Source organism: Pseudonocardia spirodelae (genome assembly GCF_037727765.1).
In the GTDB taxonomy this organism is placed as follows: domain Bacteria; phylum Actinomycetota; class Actinomycetes; order Mycobacteriales; family Pseudonocardiaceae; genus Pseudonocardia; species Pseudonocardia spirodelae.
Genome location: NZ_JBBJUP010000001.1, coordinates 385853 through 409435, shown reverse-complemented (window position 1 = coordinate 409435; position 23583 = coordinate 385853). Strand labels below are relative to the sequence as shown.

Genomic DNA, 23583 nt, shown 5'->3' with positions numbered 1-23583 from the left:
GAACCCCCCGTACAGAGAGAAAGGAACCGACCGGCCATGGCGTCGATCGAGATGAAGAACATCGTCAAGAAGTACGGGGACGGCTACCCGGCCGTGAACGACGTGAGCATGGACATCGCCGACGGCGAGTTCATGATCCTCGTCGGCCCGTCCGGCTGCGGGAAGTCCACGCTGCTGCGGATGATCGTCGGCCTGGAGGACATCTCCTCCGGCGACATGGTCATCGGCGGCTCGCGGGTCAACGACAAGGCCCCCCGCGACCGCAACCTGTCGATGGTGTTCCAGAACTACGCGCTCTACCCGCACCTGTCGGTCTTCGAGAACATCGCGTTCCCGCTGCGCCTGGCCAAGGCGCCCGAGGACGAGGTCACGCGCAAGGTCGAGGCCGCGGCGCAGGTGCTGGAGCTGAACGAGCACCTGCAGCGCAAGCCGGCCAACCTGTCCGGCGGCCAGCGCCAGCGCGTCGCGATGGGCCGCGCGATCGTGCGCGACGCCGACGCGTTCCTGTTCGACGAGCCGCTGTCCAACCTGGACGCCAAGCTGCGCGGGCAGATGCGCACCGAGATCGCCCGGCTGCAGCGCCGGCTCGGCATCACCACCGTGTACGTCACCCACGACCAGACCGAGGCGATGACCCTCGGCGACCGGGTCTGTGTGCTGCGCAAGGGCGTCATCCAGCAGGTCGCCTCGCCTCGTGAGCTCTACGAGCAGCCGGTCAACCTGTTCGTCGCCGGGTTCATCGGCTCGCCGCCGATGAACTTCCTGCCCGCCACGGTGAAGGGCAGCTCCCTGGAGACGCCCTTCGGCACCATCGAGCTCGACGCCGCGCGCGCGGAGAAGGTCGCCGGGCGCGACCTGGTGCTGGTCGGCATCCGCCCGGAGTACTTCGAGGACGCGTCGCTGGTCGACGACGCCAAGAAGCACGTCGGCTCCACCTTCACCGCCAAGGTCGACGTGACCGAGTGGCTGGGTGACTCGCAGTTCGCCTACATCCCCTACGACGCCCCGGCGGAGGTGGAGACCAAGCTCAAGGAGCTCTCCGCCGAGCTCGACGCGGACCAGCTGCGCACGCAGGCGATCGTCTCGATCGACTCGACCAGCCGGATCCGCGAGGGCCGCGAGGCCGAGTTCTGGCTCGACGCGCGCAAGATCCACGTGTTCGACCCGGAGTCCGGCGAGAACCTCACCCGCGACCCCGAGGCCGGCGCCGAGCTGACCCGGATCGCGGCCGAGGACCGCGCCGAGCAGGTGGCCCAGGCGCGCGGCGACGCCTGACCCGGGGTGCTCCGAGGGGCACTCTCGTGGCTTCCCACGCCACGAGGGTGCCCCTCGGGCGTCTCCGGGCCGGGCTACAGCGCGCTGACGTCGCGGCGGTAGCGGGTCTCGGCGACCCCGGCCAGCGTGCGCGCCATCACCGCGAACACGAACCGCTGCGACGGGTAGGCCGCCAGCCACGCCAGCCGTCCGGCCAGCCCGCGCGGGGTGAAGTGCAGGGTCTGGGTGTAGCGGCTGGTGAGGCGCTCGTCCGGCTCGACGGCGAGTTCCAGGCGGACGTCGCCGGGCAGCCGCCCGGCCGCGCGCAGGACCAGCCGCCGTCCGGGGTCGACGCTCTCGATCGTCCAGCCGTCCAGCGGCTCGCCGGGGACCAGCCGGGGCGGGCCGTCGCCGTGCCGGCGCGGGACGACGCCCGGGCCGCCGGCCAGGACGTCGAGGTGCCCGGTCAGCGTCGCCGCGCCCGGCACGGTGTACCAGCCGTGCGCGCCGCCGAGGGTCTCGATCACCGACCAGACCGCGCGGGCGGGGGCGGCGACGGCGTGGGTGTCGGTCGTCGTCCACCGCAGGGGGCCGCTGCCCGGCGGATCGGCCGGCCCGGGGCCTGCGGCGCCGACGCCGTCGAGGGCGCGGCGGACCGCGGTGCGGTACGGCGTGCGGCCGCCGGGCGGCGGGCCGATGAGCGCATCGAGGGCCGCGAGGTCCTCGGGATCGCACACCAGCTCGTGGCGCATCGACTCGACCAGCGGCTCGGCCAGGCCGCGCTGGACGGGGGTGAGCGCCGCGACCGCGCGGGCGGTGAGCCGGGGCGCGGACAGCGGGACCGGCACCGGGAACGGGCGCAGGAGGCCGGCCTCGGCGGCGTACTCGCTGAGCAGGGAGCGGTAGGTGTGGACGTCGGGTCCACCGACGTCGAAGGCGCGGTCCACCTCGGACGGCAGCTCCAGGCAGCCGAGCACGGCGTGCAGGACGTCGTCGACGGCGATCGGCTGAATCCGGTTCCAGGCGCGGTCGGGCAGCGGCAGGACCGGCGGGCCGCCCATCGCCGTCTCGGCGAGGTGGCGGATCATCTCGAAGCTGGCCGAGCCGGTACCGACGACGATCCCCGCGCGCAGGACGGCGGTGGGCACGGGCCCGGCGAGCAGGATGTCGCCGACCTCCCGGCGCGAGGCCAGGTGCCCCGAGACGCGGCCGCCGTCGTCGTCGGGCTGCAGGCCGCCCAGGTAGACGATGCGGCGCACCCCGGCCGCGGCGGCGCCGTCGGCGAGTGCGTGCGCGGCGACGCGGTCGCGCTCGGCGTAGCCCGGCCCGTCCATGGCGTGCACCAGGTGGACGACGGCGTCGGCCCCGTCGCAGGCGTCGCGCACGTCGTCGGGCTCGCGGGCGTCGCCCTGCACCGCCTCGACCTCCTCGGCCCACGGGTGCGCGGCGAGCCGGGCCGGGGTGCGGACGAGCGCCCGCACGTCGTGTCCGGCGTCGAGCAGGCGCGGGACGAGCCGGGAGCCGATGTAGCCGGTCGCGCCGAGGACGAGCACGTGCATGCCGGTGATCCTCGCCGTCGCGGGCCCGCGGCGCACCCCGGACCGGCCGCTCAGGGGATCCCGGCCAGGCGCAGGGCCGCCGTCACCGCGGCGGCGAGCACCACGACCAGCACGAACGGCACCCGCACGGCCAGCGCGGCGGCGGCCACGGCGACGCCGGCCGGCCGGGCCCAGCCCGCGAACCCGCCGCCCTCGAACCAGGTTCCGGTGGCGACCAGGGCGACGAGCAGCGCGACCGCGCCGAGCTCGACCAGGCGGACCGTGCGGGCCGACGGCGCGACGCGGCCGTGCAGCGCCAGCGGGAGCAGCCGCATGAGGTAGGTCCCGGCAGCCAGGACGGCGAGCGCGGCGACGGTCACGACGCCGGTCCCGTCTCGCCCGTGCCCCGCCCGGCGGCGCCGACCCCGAGCAGCCCGGCCAGCACCGGGACACCGGCGGGCAGGAACGGCGCGCAGGCGAGCGACACCGCGGCGGCCGCCGTCGCGACCCGGCGGGCGTCGATCCGGCGCAGCATCGGGACGAGCATGGCGAGCAGCGCGGCGGGGAACGCCGCGTCCAGCCCGAACGCGGCGGGATCGGGCACGCTCGCGCCCAGCACGATCCCGCCGGCGGTGCCGAGCTGCCAGCAGAGGTACTTGGCGACGCCGAGGGTCCAGAACGCCCGGCGCGCCCGGCCCGGCGTCCCCGTGCGGGCCAGGACGAACGCCGTCGACTCGTCGGTCACCACGTGCGCGGCGGGCAGCCGCGACCAGCCGCCGCCGAGGTGGCGGGCCAGCGCGAGCCCGAACGGGAGGTGGCGCAGGTTCAGCACCAGCCCCGCCGCGACCGCCGCCCAGACCCCGCCGCCGGCCGCGAGCACCCCGGTGACCAGCAGCTGGGCACCGCCCGCGAACACGAGCAGGGACATCGCCATCGTCATGGCCGGGGACAGGCCGGCCGCGGGGGCCAGTGCGCCGAAGGAGATCCCGACGACGCCGACGGCCACCGCGACCGTCAGCGCGTCGCGCAGATCGGCCCGCCCCGTTCGCTGTGTCGAACGCATGCCCGTTACAGTGAACGCAGCACCAGCTGTTCGTCAAGCCGAACGAGGAGACCGATGCAGCGAACGCCTCCGGGTGGGCCGCCCCTCGCGACCATCGCCGCCGCGATCCGGCGGGAACGCGAGCGGCTGGGCATCTCCTCCGCGGAGCTCGCCCGCCGCGCCGGGATCGCGAAGTCGACGTTGTCGCAGCTCGAGGCGGGCACCGGCAACCCGAGCGTCGAGACGCTGTGGGCGATCGCCGTCGTCGCGGGGGTGCCGTTCAGCGCGCTGGTGGAGCCCGCGGCGTCGCCGGTCCGGGTCGTCCGGTTCGACGAGCGTCCCGCGATCCGCTCCGAGGAGGCGGCCTACACCGGTGCACTCCTGTCGCCCTGCCCACCCGGCGCCCGGCGCGACCTGCACGTCATCACCTGCGAGCCGGGCGCCGCGCGGGCCGCGGACGCCCACTCCCCCGGCACCGTCGAGCACGTCGTGGCCTCGGCGGGCCGGTGGAGCATCGGCCCGGACGGTGAGCAGGTCGAGCTCGGCCCGGGCGACTACGTCGTCTTCCCCGCCGACCGGCCGCACACCTACCGGGCGCTCGACCCGGGCGCGGTCGCGCTGCTGGTGATGGAGTACCGCTAGGAGCCGCTCGGCCCGCGGGTCGCCGAGCCGGGCCCGCGGTCGGGACCGCCCTCGGTGAGGCCGGTGACGCGGTGCACCAGGCCGTCGAGCAGTCCCTCGTCGTTCCCGCCGCCCCCGCCCTTCTCCGACTCGGGCAGGGCGTACTGACGCACCCAGTCCACCTGCATCTCCGAGGGCTTCACCCCGCCGCCGCCCTTGGGGAACCAGTCGAGCTGGATCGTCAGGTGCATCGGCCCCGGCGGCAGCACCGAGGTGTCGTCGGTGTGCCACCACTGCCTGCCGTCGACGAACGCCGTCACACCCTTCGGCGTCCACTCGACGGCCCAGTTGTGCCACTGCGTCGCGTCGATCTCGACCTCGCCGTGCACCTGGTTGTTGTCCTCGCCGTAGTGCAGGAACATGTTGGTCTTCTGCCGCGTGTGGTCGGTCATCTCCATGAAGTCGATCTCGCCGCCGACCGGGAAGTTCTCGGCGGTCGGCCAGAGCAGCAGCAACGCGTTGTACGACGGGTCCGACGCCGGGGCCCGCACCCGGCCCTCCCAGCGACCGTACTTCTGGCTGCCGTCGGACCAGGCCATGCCGCCGGTGATGCCGTCGGCGTCGCCGGCGATGGTGAGCAGGCCGTTCCCGACCGAGATGGCGCCCGGCGAGCGGGTGCCCTTGCCGGCGTGGCCGGGCCCGTCGTAGGGGCTCCAGCCCTGCAGCGACGTGCCGTCGAAGTCGTCGACCTTGGTGGGCTCGCCCCAGCCGTGTGCGACGGCCGCCGAGGTCGCCGCACCCGGGTACGCCGGTGCCCCCGTGGTCGCGCAGTCCGACGGCGCAGGGGCCGGATTCGCCGGGGAGTCGGCCGGGGACGCGGCGGGTGGGGCGTCGCCGGGGCCCGCGTCGCCGGTGGGAGCGGGGGCGTCCGTCGGAGTGTCGCCCGCGCCCGCGTCGCCCGCGCCCGCGTCGCCCGTGGGGTCGTCGCCCGAACCGGAGCCGTTGCCGCCCTGGTCACCGGAGCCCTGGTCACCGGAGCCCTGGTCACCGCCGCCCTGACCACCGTCACCCTGCTTGTCGCCACCCTGGCTGTCGCCACCCTGGCCGGTGCCGTCCTGATCGCCGGAGTTCTGGCCGCTTCCGCCCTGACCGTCGTCGCCCTGGCCGCTGCCGCCGTGGTCGTCGCCACCCTGACCGTCGCCGCCCTGACCGCTGCCGCCGTGGTCGTCGCCGCCCTGACCGGTGCCGCCCTGGTCGCCGGAGCCGCCGTCCCCGGAGCCGCCGTGGCCCGAGCCGTCGCCACCGGAACCTCGGCCGTCCGAGCCGTGGTCGCCGGGACCGTCACCGCCGGAGCCGTCGTCCGGGCCGGCGGCCTGCGGGGTGCCCGCGGCGTCCCCGGTCCCGGCGGCGCCGGCGCTCGACCCGGAGCCAGGCCCGGTGTCCCCCGGGGTCGCACTCGTTCCGGCGGTACCGGGCTTCCCCGACCCGGCACCACCCGTACCGGCGGCAGCACCGGCCCCCGGAGCGGCCGCGCCGCCCGCCGACCCGGCGCCGGGAGCGGCTCCCGGGCAGACGGCCGTCGTCGTCACACCTGGTCCGCCCGACCCGGTGTCCGCGAACGCCGCAGCCGGAAAGCTGATCAGCATCGCGGCCGCGATCGCCACGGCTCGTACAGAGCGTCCCATCAGGCTCCTCCGTCACAGTGGTCTCCTGATCCACTCGGGACGCTAGATGCCACACAGTCACCATGGGCACCGGAGTCACCACATCGGGTAGGCAACCCTCCGCCGGGCGACCGCGGAGCGTGGGGAAATCGGACACCTCCCCCGCGTCGGGGACCGATCGGGTCACCGAGCCGTGGCGCACGGCCGGGTGATCGTCGGCTCGCGCGCGTCCGCCGCCCCCGCTCGCGACACAGCACGCGCGGACCCGGAACCGGCGAGCGGACACCGGATCACCGCGCGGCGGCGCGTCAGTGCGGCCCGATGCGGTGCGGCGCGACGGCGCCGCAGTCCGACCCGGCGCGGCAGCGCGACCCGGTACGGCAGTGCGGCGGCACGGCGCGGCGGCCACGAGAGAGCGGAACGACGAGGGCCCCGCCCGGCTGCTGCCGGACGGGGCCCTCGTCGAGTGCGGGAGCGGTGCGGTCACCACCCGCGGGCGGCGTAGCGCTGCTCCTCGGGGATGTCGCCGATGTTGATGCCGACCATCGCCTCGCCCAGGCCGCGGGAGACCTTGGCGATCATCTCGGGGTCGTCGTGGAAGGTGGTCGCCTTCACGATCGCCGACGCGCGCTGGGCCGGGTCGCCGGACTTGAAGATGCCCGAGCCGACGAACACGCCCTCGGCGCCGAGCTGCATCATCATCGCGGCGTCGGCCGGGGTCGCGATACCACCGGCGGTGAACAGCACGACCGGGAGCTTCCCGGCGCGCGCCACCTCGGCGACCAGCTCGACCGGGGCGCGCAGCTCCTTGGCCGCGACGTAGAGCTCCGCGGCGTCGAGCGAGGCGAGCCGGCCGATCTCCGCGCGGATCGAGCGCATGTGCCGGGTCGCCTCGACGACGTTGCCGGTACCGGCCTCACCCTTGGAGCGGATCATCGCCGCGCCCTCGGAGATGCGGCGCAGGGCCTCGCCGAGGTTGGTGGCACCGCAGACGAACGGGGCGGTGAACGCCCACTTGTCGATGTGGTGGGCCTCGTCGGCCGGGGTCAGGACCTCGGACTCGTCGATGTAGTCGACACCGAGGGACTGCAGCACCTGGGCCTCGACGAAGTGCCCGATGCGGGCCTTGGCCATGACCGGGATCGAGACGGCCTCGACGATGCCGGTGATCATGTCCGGGTCCGACATGCGGGCGACGCCGCCGTTGGCGCGGATGTCGGCGGGCACGCGCTCGAGCGCCATGACGGCGACGGCGCCGGCGTCCTCGGCGATCTTCGCCTGCTCCGGCGTGACGACGTCCATGATCACGCCGCCCTTGAGCATCTCGGCCATCCCGCGCTTCACCCGCGCGGTGCCGTGCTGCGGACCGGCGGTCTCGGGGGTGTTATCGGCTGCGGACACGGGTGATCGGAGCTCCTCACGTGGCGGTCGGACTGCGATCCGATTCTACGTGAGGTCCGGCGGGTGAACCCGCGGGTTCCGGATCGGCGATCTCGACGTACACCGGTTCGGGTGCGGTGCCGTGCAGACGCAGCCATCGGACCAGCCGGCGGGAGCGCAGCGCGCGGGTGTCGCGGACGGCGTCGTTGTGCACCCGGCGGGCCAGCACGACGAGCTGCTGGGCGTCGGTGAGCTCCGCGTGCAGCGCCGTCGGCAGCAGCCGGCCGTCGACGGCGGCGAGTTGCCTGGTCAGCGCGTTCTCGGCGGTCTCGCGCGCGACTCGGTCCGCGGCGGTGTCGCGCCCGTCCGGGGCCGGTGCGGGCTCGGCGAGGACGGCGGCCGCGGCCGCGCTCAGCCCGGCCGGCGCGTCGCGGCCCGCGGCGTCGGCGACGGCCAGCGCGAGGCGGGCGCGGCCGTCGAGCGCGGCGGCGAGCCCGGCCCGCGCGGCGTCGACCCGGATGTGCAGCCGGTGCAGGCGCCGCACCCGTGTCACGCACCACAGCGTGAGCGCCGCCACCACGCACACCGCGACGGCGACGGCGAGCACGGCCGGACCGCTCACCGGACACCGACCGGCGGGGCCGCCGCGACCGCGGCCCGGTAGACGCGCAGCACGTCCCGGGCGACGACCGGCAGGTCGTAGCGCTGCACCCGCGCGCGGCCCGCGGCGGCGAGGGCGGCGCGGGCGGCGCCGTCGTCGAGCAGCCCGGCCAGCGACGCGGCCAGCGCCGCGTCGTCGCCGGGCGGGAACAGGGCACCGGCGCGGCCGTCGTCGAGCACGGCGCGGAAGGACTCCAGGTCCGCGGCCAGCACCGGTGTCCCGGCGGCCATCGCCTCGGTCAGCACGATCCCGAAGCTCTCCGCGCCGCGGTGCGGCGCGCAGAACACCTCGGCCGAGCGCAGCGCGGCGGCCTTGCCTGCCTCGTCGAGCGGGCCCAGCAGGTCGATGCGCCCGGCCAGACCGGGGCCCGCCGTGCGGCGCAGCCGGTCGCCGTCGCCCCGGCCCACGACGAGCAGCCGCAGGTCCGGCCGGTCACCGGCGATCCGGCGCAGCGCCGCGAGCAGCACCGGCATGCCCTTGCGCGGCTCGTCGAAGCGGCCGACGAACGCGACCCGCCGGGCGGGCGGCAGGGCCAGTGCCGGGCCGTGGGCGAAGCGGGCGACGTCGACGCCGTTGGGGATCTCGACGGCGTCACCGCCCAGGTGCTCGACCTGCACGCGCCGCGCGGTGGCCGAGACCGCGATCCGGGCCGTCACCTTCTCCATGAGCGGGCGCACCACCCCGCCGAACGCGGCGAGCGCCCGCGAGCGCCCGATGCTCGTGTGGAAGGTGGCGACGACCGGGCCGCGGGCGGCGAGCAGGGCCAGCACCGAGACCGACAGCGTCGTCGGCTCGTGCAGGTGCAGCACGTCGAACTCGTGCTCGGCGAGCCAGCGTCGCGCGCGCTGGTAGGTCAGCGGCCCGAACGCGACCCGCGCGACCGAGCCGTTCCACGGTACGCCGACGGCCCGCCCGGCGGGGGTGACGAACTCGGTGGCGGCGCCCGTCGCGGGGGCGAGCACCTCCACCCGGTGCCCGAGCCCGCGCAGCGCCGCGGCGAGGTCGAGGACGTGGCGCTGCACTCCCCCGGCGACGTCGAGGGAGTACGGGCAGACGAGCCCGATCCTCATCCGTCCCCGATCGGCTGCAGCATGTGCCAGTCCTGGGGGCGCCGGGCGATCATGTCGCCGAAGTGGTCGGCCAGGCGCTGCACCGCGTGCGGCTCGGCGGCCCGGTCCGGGACGGCGACCGCGGGACCGACCTCCACCCCCCAGGCGTCGTCGGTGAAGTACGGGTACGCCGGGTACAGCGCGGCGCCGGTCAGCCGGGCGAGCCGCGCCGGCCCGGACGGCAGCCGCGCCGGCCCGCCGAGGAACGTGACGCCGGTCCCGGTGCCGGCGAGGTCGCGGTCGGCGACCAGGCACACCACGCCACCGCGGCGCAGCCGCCCGGTCAGCGCGCGGTGCGCCGCCCGCGGCTCGTCGGCGGTGACGACCTCGAACCCCAGTGCGCGGCGGTAGGCGAGGAAGCGGCGGAAGACCGCGTCGGGGCGCAGGCGCTGCGCGACCGTCGTCAGGACCGGGTCGAGTCCCATCCGGTCGAGCTCGCGCAGCAGGTAGAGCCCGGCGAGGTCCCAGTTGCCGCTGTGCGGCAGCGCGAACACGACCCCGCGGTCCGGGCGGGCCGCCGCCAGCGCCGCCGCGACGCCGTCGGAGTGCGGGTGCATGGCGGCGTGCACGGCGGCCGGGTCGAGGCGGGGCAGTGTGAAGGCCTCCCGCCAGTAGCGGGCGTAGCTGCGCATCCCGGCCGTGACCAGCGCGTCGAGCTCGGCCGGGGTCGCTGCGGGCCGGGCGCGGGCGAGGTGGGCGCGCAGCCGCCGGACGCCGGTGCCGTCGCGGCGCACCGTCAGGTCGGCGCCGAGGTCGGACAGCCGGGCCAGCACGGGTGTGGGGACGCGGCCGGCGACGGCCCAGCCCGCGGCGTAGCCGGCCACCGCCAGCGCGTCGGCGACCGCGGCGCGGGCGCCGGTGCGACGCGGTGGGGCGGTCCGGGCCGGGACCGGCCCGCCGGGCGCGGTGGACGCGGTGGACGCGGTGTCGCGCAGGTCAGGCACGCGGGGCCTCGCGCGAGCTGTGCCGTACCGCGAGGATCCGCTGGCCGAGGGTCACCGCCGTCCCGATCGCCAGCACGACCAGCGCGACGGTCAGCGCCCACGGCACGCCGATCCCGGACAGGAACGCGCCGAGCAGGCCGAGGATCAGCCGTTCGGCGCGTTCGACCAGGCCGCCCTCCGCGGTGAGCCCGACGGACTCGGCGCGCGCCTTGACGTAGGACACGATCTGCCCGCCGACCAGCGCGACCAGGGCGGCCGCCCCGGCGAGCGGCTCGGCGCCGCCGGTGAGCGCCCACCAGGCGAGCGCGGCGAACAGGGCGCCGTCGACCATGCGGTCGCAGGTGGAGTCCAGGACTGCGCCGAACGGCGTGCCGTGCCCCCGGGCGCGCGCCATCGCGCCGTCGATCAGGTCGGTCAGGACGAACGCGGTGACCAGCACCGCGCCGAGCCCGAGCCACCCGATCGGCAGGAACACCACCGAGCAGACGACCGCGCCGACCGTGCCGAGCACGGTCACGGTGTCGGGGCTGACACCGCGGTCGATCAGGGCGCGCCCGACGGGGTCGGTGAGCTTGTTGACGTGCGCGCGGGCGAACAGGTTCAGCATCGTGGGCTGCGCGCTCCCGGTCCGGTGCGGTACGAGGGGACGGCCCCAGCCTAGTCCGGTGACCGGTGCCGCGGCCGTCGGCGCGGCCGGTCAGCGGCGTGGCGGTTCCCACGCGCGCGCCAGCTGGTCGCGGGTCTCGGCGAGCAGCTGCGGGATCACCTTGGTCTGCCCGACGACGGCGATGAAGTTCGCGTCGCCGCCCCACCGCGGCACGACGTGCTGGTGCAGGTGCTCGGCCAGCGACCCGCCCGCGACGTGGCCCAGGTTCAGCCCCACGTTGAACGCGTGCGGCGCCGCGACCTTCTTCATCGTCACCACGGCCTGACGGGTGAACGCCATCAGCTCGCCCGCCTCGGAGTCGGTGAGGTCCTCGAGGTCCGCGACGTGCCGGTAGGGCAGCACCATGAGGTGCCCCGGGTTGTACGGATGCAGGTTGAGCAGGGCGAACACCTCGTCGCCGCGGGCGACGACGAGGTTGTCCGCGTCCGCGTCGGCGGACTCGGTCAGGGTCTCGCCGCGGGCGATCCGGCAGAACGGGCACCCGGTGTCACCGGCCGCCTTGATGTAGGCGAGCCGGTGCGGGGTCCAGAGCCGGGCGAAGCCGTCGGGTGTCCCGGTGCCCTCCTGCGGGACCCACTCCTGCTCCATGCGCCGATCCTAGGCGCCGGTCCCGAAGCTCTCCGCGGTCGGCGAGGTGTTGGTGCGCGACCGCACCCACTCGATGATCGAGGTGACCGCCTGCTCGACCGGCACCGCGTTGGTCTGCGAGCCGTCGCGGAAGCGGAAGCTGACCGCGCCCGCCTCGACGTCGCGCCCGCCGGCGAGCAGCAGGAACGGCACCTTCTGCAGGGTGTGGGTGCGGATCTTCTTCTGCATGCGGTCGTCGCCGGAGTCGACGTCGATCCGGATGCCCGCGGCGCGCAGCCGGGCCGCGATGTCGCGGACGTAGTCGTCCTGGGCCTCGGTGACCGGGATCCCCACCACCTGGACGGGCGCCAGCCAGGCCGGGAAGGCGCCGGCGTAGTGCTCGGTCAGCACGCCGAAGAAGCGCTCGATCGAGCCGAACAGCGCACGGTGGATCATGACCGGGCGCTGCCGGGAGCCGTCGGAGGAGGTGTACTCCAGCTCGAAGCGGTCCGGCAGCATCAGGTCGACCTGGATGGTCGACATCTGCCAGTAGCGGCCGATCGCGTCGCGGGCCTGCACCGAGATCTTCGGGGCATAGAACGCGGCGCCGCCCGGGTCGTCGCGCAGCTCCAGCCCGAAGCTCTCCGCGGCGTCGCGCAGCGCCTGGGTGGCCTCGGCCCAGGACTCGTCGGAGCCGATGGACTTCTCCGGGTTGCGGGTGGAGAGCTCGAGGTAGAAGTCATCGAGGCCGTAGTCGCGCAGCAGGTCGAGCACGAACTGCAGCAGCGAGCGGATCTCGTCGCCCATCTGCTCGCGGGTGCAGTAGATGTGCGCGTCGTCCTGGGTGAAGCCGCGGGCCCGGGTCAGGCCGTGCACGACGCCGGACTTCTCGTAGCGGTAGACGGTGCCGAACTCGAACAGCCGCAGCGGCAGCTCGCGGTAGGACCGCCCGCGCGAGGCGAAGATCAGGTTGTGCATCGGGCAGTTCATCGGCTTGAGGTAGTAGTCCACCGCGGGCCGCTTGAGCTCGCCCTCGGCGGTGTACTCCGCGTCGAGCTGCATCGGCGGGTACATGCCCTCGGCGTACCACTCCAGGTGCCCGGACTTCTCGAACAGTGCGCCCTTGGTCGCGTGCGGGCTGTAGACGAACTCGTACCCGGCCGCGGCGTGCCGCTCGCGCGACAGGTCCTCCAGCTCCTTGCGGACGACACCGCCCTTGGGGTGGAAGACCGGCAGGCCCGACCCGATCTCGTCGGGGAAGCTGAACAGGTCCAGCTCGCTGCCCAGGCGGCGGTGGTCGCGGCGCTCGGCCTCGGCGATGCGCTCCAGGTGGGCGTCGTGCGCCTCCTGCGACTCCCAGGCGGTGCCGTAGATCCGCTGCAGCTGCGCGTTGCGCTGGTCGCCGCGCCAGTACGCGGCGGCCGAGCGGGTCAGCGAGAACGCCGGGACGAACTTGGTGGTCGGCAGGTGCGGGCCGCGGCACAGGTCCGACCAGACGGTCGCGCCGGTGTGGGCGTGCACGTTGTCGTAGACGGTGAGCTCGCCGGAGGAGTCGACCTCCATGACCTCGCCGTCGTCGGCGCCGCCCTTGAGGTCGATCAGCTCCAGCTTGTACGGCTCGTCGGCCAGCTCGGCGCGGGCCTCGTCCTGCGAGGCGTAGCGACGGCGCTCGAAGCGCTGCCCCGCCTTCACGATCTTCTTCATCGCCGACTCGATCTTCTTCAGATCCTCGGGGGTGAAGGGGGTGTCGACGTCGAAGTCGTAGTAGAAGCCGTCGGTGACCGGCGGGCCGATGCCCAGCCGGGCCTTCGGGAACAGCTGCTGGACGGCCTGGGCGAGCACGTGCGCGGCCGAGTGCCGGATGACGCTGCGGCCGTCCTCGGTGTTCGCCGGGACGGGCACGACCTCGGCGTCGGCCTCGGGGGCCCAGGCCAGGTCGCGCAGGACGCCGTCGGCGTCGCGCACGACGACGATCGCCTCCGGCCCGCTGGTCGGCAGGCCCCCTTCCCGGACGCGCGCGCCGGCGGTCGTCCCGGCCGGCACCCGGATCGGGGCGGACGCGGGCGGGGCGGGCGGTGCGGACACGGGGGTGCCTCCTCAGGCGGTACGGATGTGTGTCCGGTCGATGCTAGTAGGGCCGCGCGAGCGGGTTCCGACCGCCGGGACGCCGGGTCGCGCCCGACGGCGCCCCGGTGCGGCATGATCGCCGCCGTGACCGACGCCGCCGCCCGTTTCCGGGCCGCGATCGAGGCCGGCGACCTCGACGCGGCCGTCGCCCTGTGCTCCGAGGACGTCGTGTTCCGCTCGCCCGTCGTGCACCGCCCCTACCGGGGCCGCGCCGCGCTGCGCCCGGTCCTCGACGCGGTGTTCACCGTGTTCACCGGGTTCCGCTACGTCGCCGAGTACGCCGGGCCCGACGGTCACGTGCTGGAGTTCACCGCCGGTGTGGACGGTCGCGACGTGCAGGGTGTCGACATCCTGCGCACCGGCGACGACGGCGCCGTCCGCGAGCTCACCGTGCTGGTGCGGCCGCTGTCGGCGGCGACGGCGCTGCGCGAACGCATGGGCCCGCTGCTCGCCGCACCCGGGTCCGGCGGCGACGGCTGACACCCCGCGCCCGCCCCGCCCGCCGCCCCGCGGCCGCCGGTCGTCGGCGGCGGGTGGGCCGTCCGGCCGCCCGGCGACGCACCCGGCGCGCGTCGTCGCACGCAACCGCCCGTTGCGCGACGCGTGGATCTCCGCGGCCGGTCCGCCCCTCGGCCGCGGGCACGATGGACCACGTGGCGCACCATGATCGGGCGATCCGGTCACCGTGCGCCGCATCACCCCGCTGACGTGCCGACATTCGAGTGACGTCGATCGTGTCCGCACAACGCCGGCCCCCGCCCGGTCGTTGTGCCGTGCGAACCGATGTCCACCCGTCCGGTCCCCCGGCCGTCGACCCGAGAGGAGAGCCGGTTGCCCGCAGGCCCGCCCCCACCGCCGCGGTCGCGCCGCCCTTCCGGGTCCGGTTCCTCCGGTCCGTCCGATCCGTACGCCCGCAGCGGGCGCGGGGTCGACGTCGACGAGCGCCCGTCCGGGCGGCACGGCAGCGACGAGATCGCCCGCGGCGACTCCGGCCGCGCGCCGCGCCACGGCGCGCCCGCCGGTGAGCGCCGCGGCGGGCGGCGGGCGGCCCCCGAGGAGCCGCGCTCGTTCGAGGACGTCGTGCGGGGCTCGGCGGACCGGCCGTCCGGGTCCGTCTCCGGTGGGCGGGGTGCGGCCCGCGGGCGCGACGCCGCCGCGGCCTCCCCCGGCTCCCGTCCGGCCCCTGCCGGCTCCGCGTCCTCCTCCGGGACCACCGGCACGGCGTCCGGGACCACCGGCACGACGAAGGTCGGCCTGCGGGTGCGCGGCGGCACGGTGCCCCGGGACCCCGGCACGGCACCGCCGCCGCGGACGACCGGGGCGACACCGCGGCCCGCCGCACCGGACGCGCACCGCTCCCCCGCCGGGGCCTCGCCCGCCCCGCCCCGGCCGGGCACCGGAGGGCAGCCCCGGCCCGGCACCGGACCGCAGCCCCGCCCGGCAACCGACCGCGGCCCCCGGCCGGGCTCCGGGCCGCAGGACCGCCCGGAGCCGGGAGCGCAGGCACCGCAGGCACCGCCGTCCGGGGCCGCACGCGCCCGCCGTGACACCGGACCGCAGCCGCGGTCCGCACCGGCACGGGGCGGGCGCCGCCGCCGTCCGGAGCCGGAGGGCGCACCGGCCGCGACCACACCCACCGGCACCCCGGCCCGTCCGGCCGGCCCGCCGGCGGCGGACCCGGCCGGGGCGGCACGGTCCGCCGCCACGCCCCCCACGGCTCCGGCTGCTCCGGCTGCTCCGGCTGCTCCGGCTGCTCCGGCTGCTCCGGCTGCTCCGGCTGCTCCGGCACCGTCGACCGCGACACGGTCCGCCGCGACACGGTCGTCCGCGATCCCGACGACCGCGACCCCGACGACCGCGACCCCGACCGGCGCGACCCCGACCGGCGCGACCGGCGCGACGGGGGCCGCGACCCGCGCCGTGCCCCGCCCCGGCGGGCGGCGCCGCCGTCCGGAGCCCGACGAGTCGCCGACCGCGCTCGCCCCCCTCACCCCCGACGACGCCACCGCACTGGTCCCCGGCACCGGGCGGCCCGGCGACCACCCCGGCGACGCCGGCGACGCCGGCGACGCCACGGCCCTCGTCCCCGGGCCGCGGCGGCGCCGCCGCGCCGAGCCGGACGGACCGCTCGACCGGGTCGTCGCGCTCGTCGGCCCCGGCGTCGAGGTCGTCCGCCGACGCCTGGGGATCCTCGACGCCGAGCAGAAGGCCGCGCTCACCCCCGAGCAGCGGGCCCGCCGCCGGCGCAGCCAGGTGAAGTACTCGCTGATCGGGACCGCGGCCTCGGTCGTGCTGCTGCCGCTGCTGCTGTTCGGGATCGGCTGGCTGCTGTTCCCCATCCCCAGCCCCGACGACGCCGTGCAGAACCAGATCGCCACCGTCTCCTACGCCGACGGCGGCCAGCTCGCCCGGCTGGTGCCCGAGCAGGGCAACCGGATCCGGGTGGGGATGGACGCGATCCCGGTCCACGTGCGCGAGGCCGTCCTCGCCGCGGAGGACCGCTCGTTCTACTCCAACCCCGGCTTCGACTTCACCGGCATCCTGCGGGCGGCGTTCAACCAGCTCACCGGTGGTGTCGGCGGCGGGTCGACGATCACCCAGCAGTACGTGAAGAACACCCTGGTCGGCAACGACGCCACGTACTGGCGCAAGTACAAGGAACTGATCGTCTCGCTGAAGGTCTCCGGGCAGAAGTCCAAGGACGAGATCCTCAACGACTACCTGAACGCGATCTACTTCGGCCGCGGCGCCTACGGCATCGAGTCCGCGAGCCTGGCCTACTACGGCAAGCCGGCCGCGCAGCTGACCCCCAGCGAGGGCGCGCTGCTGGCCGGGATCATCCAGTCGCCGTCGAACTGGGACCCGGCGAACTCGCCGGACCGCGCCCGGCAGCGCTGGAGCTTCGTGCTCGACGGCATGGCGCAGCAGGGCTGGATCAGCCGCGCCGACCGCGAGGCGGCCCAGTTCCCCTCGACGATCCCGCCGCAGAACACCTCGCGCTCGTCGTCGCTGACCGACGCGCGCGGCCACATCCTCAACGCCGTCCGCTCCGAGCTGGGCTCGCTGGGCATCTCCGAGCAGGCCTTCGCCCAGGGCGGCCTGCAGGTCACCACCACCATCGACCCGCAGCGACAGCAGGAGCTGACCGACTCCGTCGAGCAGAAGCTCAGGGGCGAGCCCGACGTGCTGCGCACCGGCGCCGTCGCGATCGACCCGCGCACCGGCGGCATCCTCGGCTACTACGGCGGCGCCAACGGCACCGGCCTGGACTACGCCCAGGTGATGAAGCAGCCGGGGTCGACGTTCAAGCCGTTCGCGGTGCTCGCCGGGCTGCTGCAGGACCCGCCGGTCGGCCTCGGCACCACCTTCGACGGGTCCGAGCGGCCCGGCCTGCGCAACGCCGAGGGCGCCAACTGCCCGCGCTGCGACCTCAAGCAGGCGATGACGATCTCCAACAACGTCGTGTTCACCAAGCTGGCGGCGCAGGTCGGCCCGCAGAAGGTGGCCGACGCCGCGCGCCTGGCCGGCATCACCGCACCGCTGGAGAACCCGGACGCCCGGCTGCCGCTGGGCAACAAGGAGGTCACGCCGGCCCAGCTGGCGTCGGCGTACGCGACGATCGCCGCGGGCGGGGTGTGGCACGCACCGCACCTGGTGTCCAAGGTGGTCGACTCCGAGGGACGGGTGCTCTACGAGTACCAGCCCGGCGAGGGCGAGCAGCGCTTCCCCGAGCAGGTGGCCCGCAACGTCGCCGAGGCGATGATGAACGTCGTCGCCAACGACGGGCTGCAGCTGCCCGGCGGTCAGGAGGCCGCCGGCAAGACCGGCACCGTGCAGTCCCGCTTCGAGGGCCAGAACAACGACGCCTGGTTCGCCGGCTTCACCCCCGACGTCGCGACCGCGGTGTGGGTCGGCACCGACCGCAACGACCCCATCCAGGACGCCACGGGGCGACCGATCAACGGCTCGGACCTGCCCGGAGACATGTGGCAGGAGTTCATGTCGACGACCGTGCGCTCCACCGGCACCACCGAGTTCCCGCCGTTCCGCCCGATCGGCGAGTCCCCGTCGAGCCTGGCGCCGAACGAGCCGACCGCGACGCCGACGCCCAGCGCCACGCCGACGCCCGAGCCCACCCCGGAGCCGGCCGCTCCCGACCAGGAGGCGCCGGTCGACCCCACCGGCACCCCCGAGCCGACCGACGGCGCCGCGCCGGCCCAGCAGGACGAGCCGCAGCCCGGCGGCGACGCCGGCCGCGCGGCGGCGGACCCGACCGTCGGCTGAGGCGACCGCGCCCACGGCGAGACCCACGGCCTGGCTCACGGCGTGGCTCACGGCGCTGCCGCGAGCCGTGCCGCCGGGCTACCGTGGGGTCGTGACCGGACACCATCACTTCGAGGTGGTGGCCTGGCGGGCCGACCGCAGGCTCACCCTCTACGTGCCCGGCATCGAGGCGTCGACGACCGTCGACGACCCCCGGACCGCCGAGGACGCCGTGCGCGACCTCATCGCCGACCTCACCGGGGTCGACCGCGGCGAGATCACCTGCGACATCCGGCTCGGACGGCCCTGGCGACCGGGGATCTGACCCGCCTCGTCAGCCGCCCGGCGCGACCAGGACGGTCGCCGCGGCCGCGCACACCGCCTCGGTGAGCGCGTCGAGGACGGTCGTGGACAGCTTCCAGTGCTGCCAGTACAGCGGCACGTCGAGGTGGCGCTCGGCGTCGAGCAGCACGATCCGGCCGGTCCCGGCCGAGGCGTGCGCCGGGCCGTCGGTGAACATCCCCCAGCCGAGGCCGGCCCGCACGGCGTCGTGGTAGCCGTCGGCGGCCGGGACCCGGTGCGCCGGCCCGGTGCACGGCCGGTGGGTGAGCCCGCGGACGAAGCGGGTCTGCAGCCGGTCCTTCGGGCCGAAGTCGACCCGCGGGGCGACCGGGAACGCCTCGGCGGGGTCGCGCCCGGCGAACCACCGGTCGTACACCGGGCGGGCGGCGACGGGCCGGTAGCGGGTGGCGCCCAGCGGGCGGACCGCGCAGCCCTGCACCGGGGTGGACGACGTCGTCACCGCGCCGAGCACCGCGCCCTCGCGCAGCAGGGCCGCGGTGTGCGCCTCGTCGTCCACGTGCAGGTCCAGGCGCACCCCGAACCGGGCGGCGAGCGGGACGACCGCGGTGAGGAACCAGTGGGTCACCGAGTCGGCGTTGACCGCGATCGGCAGGTGGGTGCCCGCCGGGTCGGTGTCGCCGAACCCGGCCGCCACCTCCCCCTCCAGGACGGCGATCTGGCGGGCCAGGCGCAGCAGCGCCGCCCCGGCCTCGGTCGGCACGCACGGGCGCGTCCGGCGGACCAGGACCTGGCGGGCCTGGCGCTCGAGGGCCTTGATCCGCTGCGAGACCGCCGACGGGGTGATCGAGAGCCGGGCGGCGGCGGCGTCGAACCCGCCCTCCTCCACGACGGCGCTGAGCGTGGCCAGACGGTCCCGGTCGTACATGAAGTGAATCTACACTTGATGAGCGATGTTCAGCCGGTGCGCGTTCCGGGGGGCACCGTGCCTACGGTCGGGACGTGAGCGTGCTGGCGGGGTTCGGGACGGGTATGTCGCTGATCGCGGCGATCGGGGCGCAGAACACGTTCGTGCTGCGCCAGGGGCTGCGCCGCGAGCACGTCTCGGCGGTGGTCGTGTTCTGCGTGCTGGCCGACCTCGTGCTGGTGACGGCGGCCGTCGCCGGGGTGGGCCTGCTCCTCGACCGGGTGCCGGGGCTGGTCGAGGTCGTGCGCTGGGGCGGGGTGGCCTGGCTGACCGGCTACGGGCTGCTCGCGCTGCGCCGCGCGTTCCGGCCCGGTGCGCTGGCCGCCGACACCCGCGGCTCGGCCCGCCCGCTCGCCCCGGTGCTGAGCAGCGCGGCCGCGCTGACGTTCCTCAACCCGCACATGGCCCTCGACCTGGTCGTGCTGGGGTCGCTGGCCGCCGCGCACGGCGACGACGGCCGCTGGGCGTTCGGCGCCGGGGTGGTCGCGGCCAGCCTGACCTGGTTCTCCGGCCTCGGCTACGGCGCCACCCGGCTGGCCGGGGTGTTCGCCCGCCCCGCCGCCTGGCGGGTGCTCGACGGCGTCGTCGCGGCCGTCGTGCTCGGGCTGGCCGCCGGGCTCGCACTCGGCTGAGGAACGGTGGACGCGGCGGGCACGACGGAGTAGACCTCGATGAGTGTCCGCCGAGTACGTACCGGCACGCCCGCCCGCGGCGCTGCGCGGACACGTGCTGCGCTACCTCGGCTACCGGGAGCACTCCCCCGATCCCGTGCGGCGCCGCCAGCCCCCGGCCGCCGGGGTCGCGCTGATCCTGGGGGCGCACCCGATCGCGCTGTCCGGCCCCGGCGTCGGGACGGCGAGCGCGACCGCGTTCGCCGGCGGGCTCGGCGACACCTGGGTGCTGACCGAGTTCACCGGCCCGCAGGCCGGGGTGCAGGTCGACCTGACCCCGGCGGCGGCGTTCACCCTGCTCGGCGGGCGCGCGCTGCCCGGCGGCGCGGTCCCCCGCCTCGACGAGCTCGACGACACCGCGCTGGCCGCCCTCCCGGACCGCCTCGCCGCCGCCCCCACCTGGTCGCACCGGTTCGCCCTGGTCACCGACCTGCTGGCGACCCGGTTGCTGGACGCGCGGGCACGCCGTCCCGACCCGGAGGTGCTGCACGCCTGGTCCCGGTTCGAGGCCTCCGGCGGGACGGTGCCGGTGGGCGTGGTCGCCGCGGAGACCGGGTGGAGCCGTCGCCACCTGCAGGACCGCTTCCGCACCCAGACCGGGATCGCGCCGGTGACGGCGCGGCGGGTGCTGCGCTTCGGCCGCGCCGCCGCGCTCGTCGGCGCCGGCACGCCGCTGGCGGGGGTGGCCGCCGGCTGCGGCTACACCGACCAGGCGCACCTGACGCGGGAGTTCCGCGCGCTCGCCGGGATCACCCCGGGCGCGTTCCGCGCCGAGCGGGCGGCCGGGTTCCCGTCCGTACAAGACCTCACGCCGCCGACCGGCCAGGATCGTGCGTCATGAGCCTGCATCCCACCCTCCGATACGACGACCCCCGCGCCGCCATCGCGTTCCTCACCACGGCCCTGGGCCTGCGCGAGGTGGCCGTGCACACCGACGGCGACGGCGCCGTCGCGCACGCCGAGCTGGCCTGGGACGACGGCGACGACACCGGCATCGTCCTGCTCGGACCGCGGCGCGGCGACGACGACCGCTTCGGCACCGGCCGCGCCGTCCTCTACCTGACCTGCGACGACCCCGACGCCCGGCACGCCCGCGCGGTCGCCGCCGGTGCCGGGATCAGCATGGCGCCCGTCGACCAGGACTACGGGTCACGCGAGTTCGCCGTCACCGATCCGGAGGGCAACGTCTGGAGCGTCGGCACCTACCGGCCGGGACGCGCGTGACCGCCCGCCGGCCCGACCCCGCCGACCCGCTGCCCTGGCTGCGGGAGATCTGCCTCGGCCTGCCCGGGGTGACCGAGCGGGTGAGCCACGGGTCGCCGTCGTGGTTCGTCCGCGCGATGTTCGTGTCCTACGCGCCGCACCACCACGGCCACCCGCACCTGGCGTTCTGGTGCGCGGCGCCGCCGGGCGTGCAGGAGGAGCTGGTCGCCGAGGACCCGGCACGCTTCTTCCGGCCCGCCTACGTCGGCCACCGCGGCTGGCTCGGCGTCGTGCTCGACGGGACCGGCGACGCCGCGGCCGACCGCGACGAGGTCACCGAGATCGTCACCGACGCGTGGCGGTGCGTGGCACCGGCGGGTCTGCGGGCCGGGTTCGACGCCGGGGCGCACTAGGCTGCGCCCGTGACGGTGCCGACCCCGGACCTCCCGCTGCTGCTCACCCTCGACGGGCTGGCGCACGAGTACGAGGACGTGCCCGGCGACCCGGGCCGGGCCCCGCTGCTGTTCCTGCACGAGGGGCTCGGCTCGACCGGGCTCTGGCGCGGCTTCCACCGCCGCATCGCCGGCGCGACCGGCCGGCGCGCCGTCGCCTACTCCCGGCTCGGCCACGGCCGCTCCGCCCGGCCCCGCGCCCCGCGCACCCCGGAGTTCATGGCGGTCGAGGCGGCGTCGACGGTCCCGGCGCTGTGCACCGCGCTGCGGCTGGACCGCCCGGTGCTGGTCGGGCACTCCGACGGCGGCACGATCGCGCTGCTGGCGGCCACGTCCCTGCCGGTGACCGGGGTGGTCGTGCTGGCCCCGCACGTGCTGGTGGAGGAGTTCGCGCTCACCGCGATCCGCGACGCGCGCACCGCGTTCGAGTCCGGGGACCTGCGCACCCGGATGGCCCGCCACCACGACGACCCCGACGCCGCCTTCCGCGGCTGGAACGACATGTGGCTCGACCCGGCCTTCCGCGACTGGGACGTGCGCGACGCGCTGGCCGGGATCACCGCGCCGGTGCTCGGGATCCAGGGCGAGGACGACCCCTACGGCAGCACCGTGCACGTCCGCTCCGTCGCGGAGCGGGCGGCCGGGCCGGTGACGGTGACCGAGCTGCCCTGCGGCCACGCGCCGCACCTCGAGCTGCCCGAGGAGACCACGGCCGCGGTCACCGGGTTCCTGCGGTCCCTGCCCTGACCCGCCCCGCCCGCCGGCCGCGACCGCGTCAGCGCGCCGACCAGGCGGTCCAGCGCACGGGGGTCAGGGCCAGCACCGGGCCCTCGGGGGGCTGCGCGGCGTAGGGCGGGTACCTCGCGACGAGCGCGGCGACGGCGGCGGCGTGCAGCTCGCCGTCGTCGTGGACGGCCGCGGTGGCGTCGAGCCGGACCCACCACAGCCGGGACCAGTCGTCGTCGTAGTGGTCGGCCAGCAGCGCGACGCGCGGGTCGGCCTCGACGTCGCGCAGCCGGGCCAGACGCCGGTGCCGCTTGGGCTTGACGTCGTCGACGGCGGACACGACCAGCCCGTCGAGCAGCGCGAACGTGATCGGGACCAGGCGCGGGGTGCCGTCGGAGGCGCGGATCGTGGCCAGCCGCGCCACCCGCGCGCCGGCCAGGAGGGCACGGGCGGCGGCGTCGTCGAGGGCGGGCATCAGGCCGCCGGGACCGCCACCCGCACGGCGAGCAGCTCACCGAGGCGGGTGTCGCGGCGCTCGTGCTCGGCGAAGCCGGGGGCGGTGCACAGGAACAGGGTCCGGCCGTCGTCGCCGCCCAGCGCGCAGGCGAAGGTCCCGACCTGCGCGGTGGACACCTCGCCGTCGATCAGGCCGCCGGGCCGGACCCGGATCGCGCGGTTGCCGATCGCGTCGGCGACCCAGATCGCCCCCTCCGCGTCGGGCGCGGAGATGCCGTCGGGGGCGACGGTGAGCTCGGCGATCGCGTCGAAGGGGTCCTCGGCCGCCGCGAGCGGTCCGAAGGCCGCCCAGTCCCGGCGCGGACCGAGGGTGCCGTCCTCGCCGATCGCGAAGGCCGACAGCCGGTTGCCGAAGGTCTCGGCGACGACGAGGTCGCCGCCGGTCAGGGCGGGTCCGTTGGCGAAGTGCAGCGGCTCGCTCGCGACCGACACCGCGCCGTCGGGCGCGACGCGCAGCAGCGGCGCCGCGGCGCGCGGGGCGCCGTTCATCAGGTCGAAGCCGAAGCTGCCCACCCAGAGCCCGCCGCCACCGTCGACGACCATGTCGTTGAGCACGTGCTCGGCGTGCCCGGACAGGTCGGCGTGGGTGACCAGGGAGCCGTCGGGCTCGCGGCGCAGGATCCGCCGGTCGCGCATGGACACCACGAGCAGCCTGCCGTCGGGCAGCCAGCCCAGCCCGGACGGCTGCTGCGGCACCTCGGCCTCGGTGCGCAGGTCGGAGCCGTCGGCGCGTGCGGACAGCACCCGGTGGGTGTAGAAGTCGCTCACCCAGATCCGGCCGTCGCGCCAGCGCGGCCCCTCCAGGAACGACATACCGGACAACACCGTCGACAGCTCCGTCATGGTGCCCAGTCTTGCGCACCGGGAATCCCGGCGCCGGTCCGATGGTTGACTGTGCAACAACCACCACC

General features: G+C 76.0%; 24 protein-coding genes. 10 read left to right on the top strand and 14 right to left on the bottom strand.

What is annotated here, in order from left to right; genetic code table 11:
* Positions 1–36 precede the first annotated feature (36 nt).
* A complete protein-coding gene (locus WJX68_RS01845) occupies positions 37–1275 on the top strand; it encodes an ABC transporter ATP-binding protein (RefSeq protein ID WP_340285753.1) in 1239 nt (412 codons plus the stop codon).
* Between the two features lie 74 nt (positions 1276–1349).
* Here the strand turns inward: WJX68_RS01845 and WJX68_RS01840 are convergent, their stop codons facing one another.
* From WJX68_RS01840 to WJX68_RS01830, 3 genes are read right to left on the bottom strand one after another with little or no spacing between them, the layout of a single operon-like run.
* Positions 1350–2813: a DUF2867 domain-containing protein gene (locus tag WJX68_RS01840; protein WP_340285751.1), complete on the bottom strand. Its 1464-nt coding sequence runs from the start codon at positions 2811–2813 to the stop codon at positions 1350–1352.
* A gap of 50 nt (positions 2814–2863) precedes the next feature.
* On the bottom strand, positions 2864–3172 hold the full coding sequence (locus WJX68_RS01835) for an AzlD domain-containing protein (protein WP_340285748.1): 309 nt from the start codon (positions 3170–3172) through the stop codon (positions 2864–2866).
* Positions 3169–3855: an AzlC family ABC transporter permease gene (locus WJX68_RS01830; RefSeq protein WP_340285746.1), complete on the bottom strand. Its 687-nt coding sequence runs from the start codon at positions 3853–3855 to the stop codon at positions 3169–3171. The genes WJX68_RS01835 and WJX68_RS01830 overlap by 4 nt, the downstream gene beginning before the upstream one ends.
* Before the next feature lie 54 nt (positions 3856–3909).
* Here WJX68_RS01830 and WJX68_RS01825 point away from each other — a divergent pair, with 54 nt between their 5' ends.
* Positions 3910–4476, top strand: a complete 567-nt coding sequence (locus tag WJX68_RS01825; protein WP_340285743.1) for a helix-turn-helix domain-containing protein — start codon at positions 3910–3912, stop codon at positions 4474–4476.
* Here the strand turns inward: WJX68_RS01825 and WJX68_RS01820 are convergent.
* From WJX68_RS01820 to thrS, 8 genes are all read right to left on the bottom strand, one after another.
* Positions 4473–6044, bottom strand: coding sequence for a glycoside hydrolase family 16 protein (locus tag WJX68_RS01820; RefSeq protein WP_340285742.1), 1572 nt, complete (start codon positions 6042–6044; stop codon positions 4473–4475). The two genes, WJX68_RS01825 and WJX68_RS01820, sit on opposite strands and share 4 nt — an antisense overlap.
* Before the next feature lie 558 nt (positions 6045–6602).
* Positions 6603–7520 carry a pyridoxal 5'-phosphate synthase lyase subunit PdxS gene (gene pdxS / locus WJX68_RS01815; RefSeq protein ID WP_340285740.1) on the bottom strand — a complete coding sequence of 306 codons (918 nt, stop codon included), beginning with the start codon at positions 7518–7520 and terminating at the stop codon, positions 6603–6605.
* Between the two features lie 16 nt (positions 7521–7536).
* The gene (locus WJX68_RS01810; protein WP_340285738.1) at positions 7537–8121 is read right to left on the bottom strand and encodes an NUDIX hydrolase; all 585 of its coding nucleotides are present in this window, start codon (positions 8119–8121) and stop codon (positions 7537–7539) included.
* Positions 8118–9230 carry a glycosyltransferase family 4 protein gene (locus tag WJX68_RS01805; RefSeq protein WP_340285737.1) on the bottom strand — a complete coding sequence of 371 codons (1113 nt, stop codon included), beginning with the start codon at positions 9228–9230 and terminating at the stop codon, positions 8118–8120. The genes WJX68_RS01810 and WJX68_RS01805 overlap by 4 nt, the downstream gene beginning before the upstream one ends.
* Entirely contained in the window at positions 9227–10213 is a 987-nt protein-coding gene (locus tag WJX68_RS01800) for a phosphatidylinositol mannoside acyltransferase (protein ID WP_340285736.1), read from the bottom strand. Before WJX68_RS01800 ends, WJX68_RS01805 begins: the two co-directional genes overlap by 4 nt.
* Positions 10206–10820, bottom strand: coding sequence for a phosphatidylinositol phosphate synthase (pgsA, locus tag WJX68_RS01795; RefSeq protein WP_340285735.1), 615 nt, complete (start codon positions 10818–10820; stop codon positions 10206–10208). Before pgsA ends, WJX68_RS01800 begins: the two co-directional genes overlap by 8 nt.
* A 90-nt stretch (positions 10821–10910) precedes the next feature.
* On the bottom strand, positions 10911–11468 hold the full coding sequence (locus tag WJX68_RS01790) for an HIT family protein (protein ID WP_340285734.1): 558 nt from the start codon (positions 11466–11468) through the stop codon (positions 10911–10913).
* A 9-nt stretch (positions 11469–11477) separates the two neighbouring features.
* Positions 11478–13532 (bottom strand): threonine--tRNA ligase, encoded by a 2055-nt coding sequence (gene thrS, locus WJX68_RS01785; protein WP_340285733.1) that lies wholly within the window; start codon positions 13530–13532, stop codon positions 11478–11480.
* Between the two features lie 126 nt (positions 13533–13658).
* Between thrS and WJX68_RS01780 the strand changes: the two genes are divergently transcribed.
* From WJX68_RS01780 to WJX68_RS01770, 3 genes are all read left to right on the top strand, one after another.
* Entirely contained in the window at positions 13659–14054 is a 396-nt protein-coding gene (locus tag WJX68_RS01780) for a nuclear transport factor 2 family protein (RefSeq protein WP_340285732.1), read from the top strand.
* A gap of 1440 nt (positions 14055–15494) precedes the next feature.
* Positions 15495–17858 (top strand): transglycosylase domain-containing protein, encoded by a 2364-nt coding sequence (locus WJX68_RS01775; protein ID WP_340285731.1) that lies wholly within the window; start codon positions 15495–15497, stop codon positions 17856–17858.
* A gap of 91 nt (positions 17859–17949) precedes the next feature.
* A complete protein-coding gene (locus WJX68_RS01770) occupies positions 17950–18162 on the top strand; it encodes a hypothetical protein (protein ID WP_340285729.1) in 213 nt (70 codons plus the stop codon).
* Positions 18163–18171: 9 nt separating this feature from the next.
* Here the strand turns inward: WJX68_RS01770 and WJX68_RS01765 are convergent, their stop codons facing one another.
* Positions 18172–19065 carry a LysR family transcriptional regulator ArgP gene (locus tag WJX68_RS01765; protein WP_340285727.1) on the bottom strand — a complete coding sequence of 298 codons (894 nt, stop codon included), beginning with the start codon at positions 19063–19065 and terminating at the stop codon, positions 18172–18174.
* 74 nt (positions 19066–19139) lie between these two features.
* On the opposite strand from WJX68_RS01765, the gene WJX68_RS01760 reads away from it, so the two are divergent.
* From WJX68_RS01760 to WJX68_RS01740, 5 genes are read left to right on the top strand one after another with little or no spacing between them, the layout of a single operon-like run.
* Positions 19140–19736 (top strand): LysE/ArgO family amino acid transporter, encoded by a 597-nt coding sequence (locus tag WJX68_RS01760; protein WP_340285725.1) that lies wholly within the window; start codon positions 19140–19142, stop codon positions 19734–19736.
* Positions 19737–19779: 43 nt separating this feature from the next.
* Entirely contained in the window at positions 19780–20616 is an 837-nt protein-coding gene (locus tag WJX68_RS01755; protein ID WP_340285723.1) for a helix-turn-helix domain-containing protein, read from the top strand.
* The gene (locus WJX68_RS01750; RefSeq protein ID WP_340285721.1) at positions 20613–20999 is read left to right on the top strand and encodes a VOC family protein; all 387 of its coding nucleotides are present in this window, start codon (positions 20613–20615) and stop codon (positions 20997–20999) included. The genes WJX68_RS01755 and WJX68_RS01750 overlap by 4 nt, the downstream gene beginning before the upstream one ends.
* Complete coding sequence (locus tag WJX68_RS01745) at positions 20996–21391, top strand: MmcQ/YjbR family DNA-binding protein (RefSeq protein ID WP_340285720.1); 396 nt, start codon at positions 20996–20998, stop codon at positions 21389–21391. The genes WJX68_RS01750 and WJX68_RS01745 overlap by 4 nt, the downstream gene beginning before the upstream one ends.
* Positions 21392–21400: 9 nt before the next feature.
* Positions 21401–22177, top strand: a complete 777-nt coding sequence (locus tag WJX68_RS01740) for an alpha/beta fold hydrolase (protein WP_340285719.1) — start codon at positions 21401–21403, stop codon at positions 22175–22177.
* A 28-nt stretch (positions 22178–22205) separates the two neighbouring features.
* Here the strand turns inward: WJX68_RS01740 and WJX68_RS01735 are convergent, their stop codons facing one another.
* Positions 22206–22631, bottom strand: a complete 426-nt coding sequence (locus WJX68_RS01735) for a TIGR03668 family PPOX class F420-dependent oxidoreductase (protein WP_340285718.1) — start codon at positions 22629–22631, stop codon at positions 22206–22208.
* Positions 22631–23515, bottom strand: coding sequence for an SMP-30/gluconolactonase/LRE family protein (locus WJX68_RS01730; protein ID WP_340285717.1), 885 nt, complete (start codon positions 23513–23515; stop codon positions 22631–22633). Before WJX68_RS01730 ends, WJX68_RS01735 begins: the two co-directional genes overlap by 1 nt.
* Positions 23516–23583 lie beyond the last annotated feature (68 nt).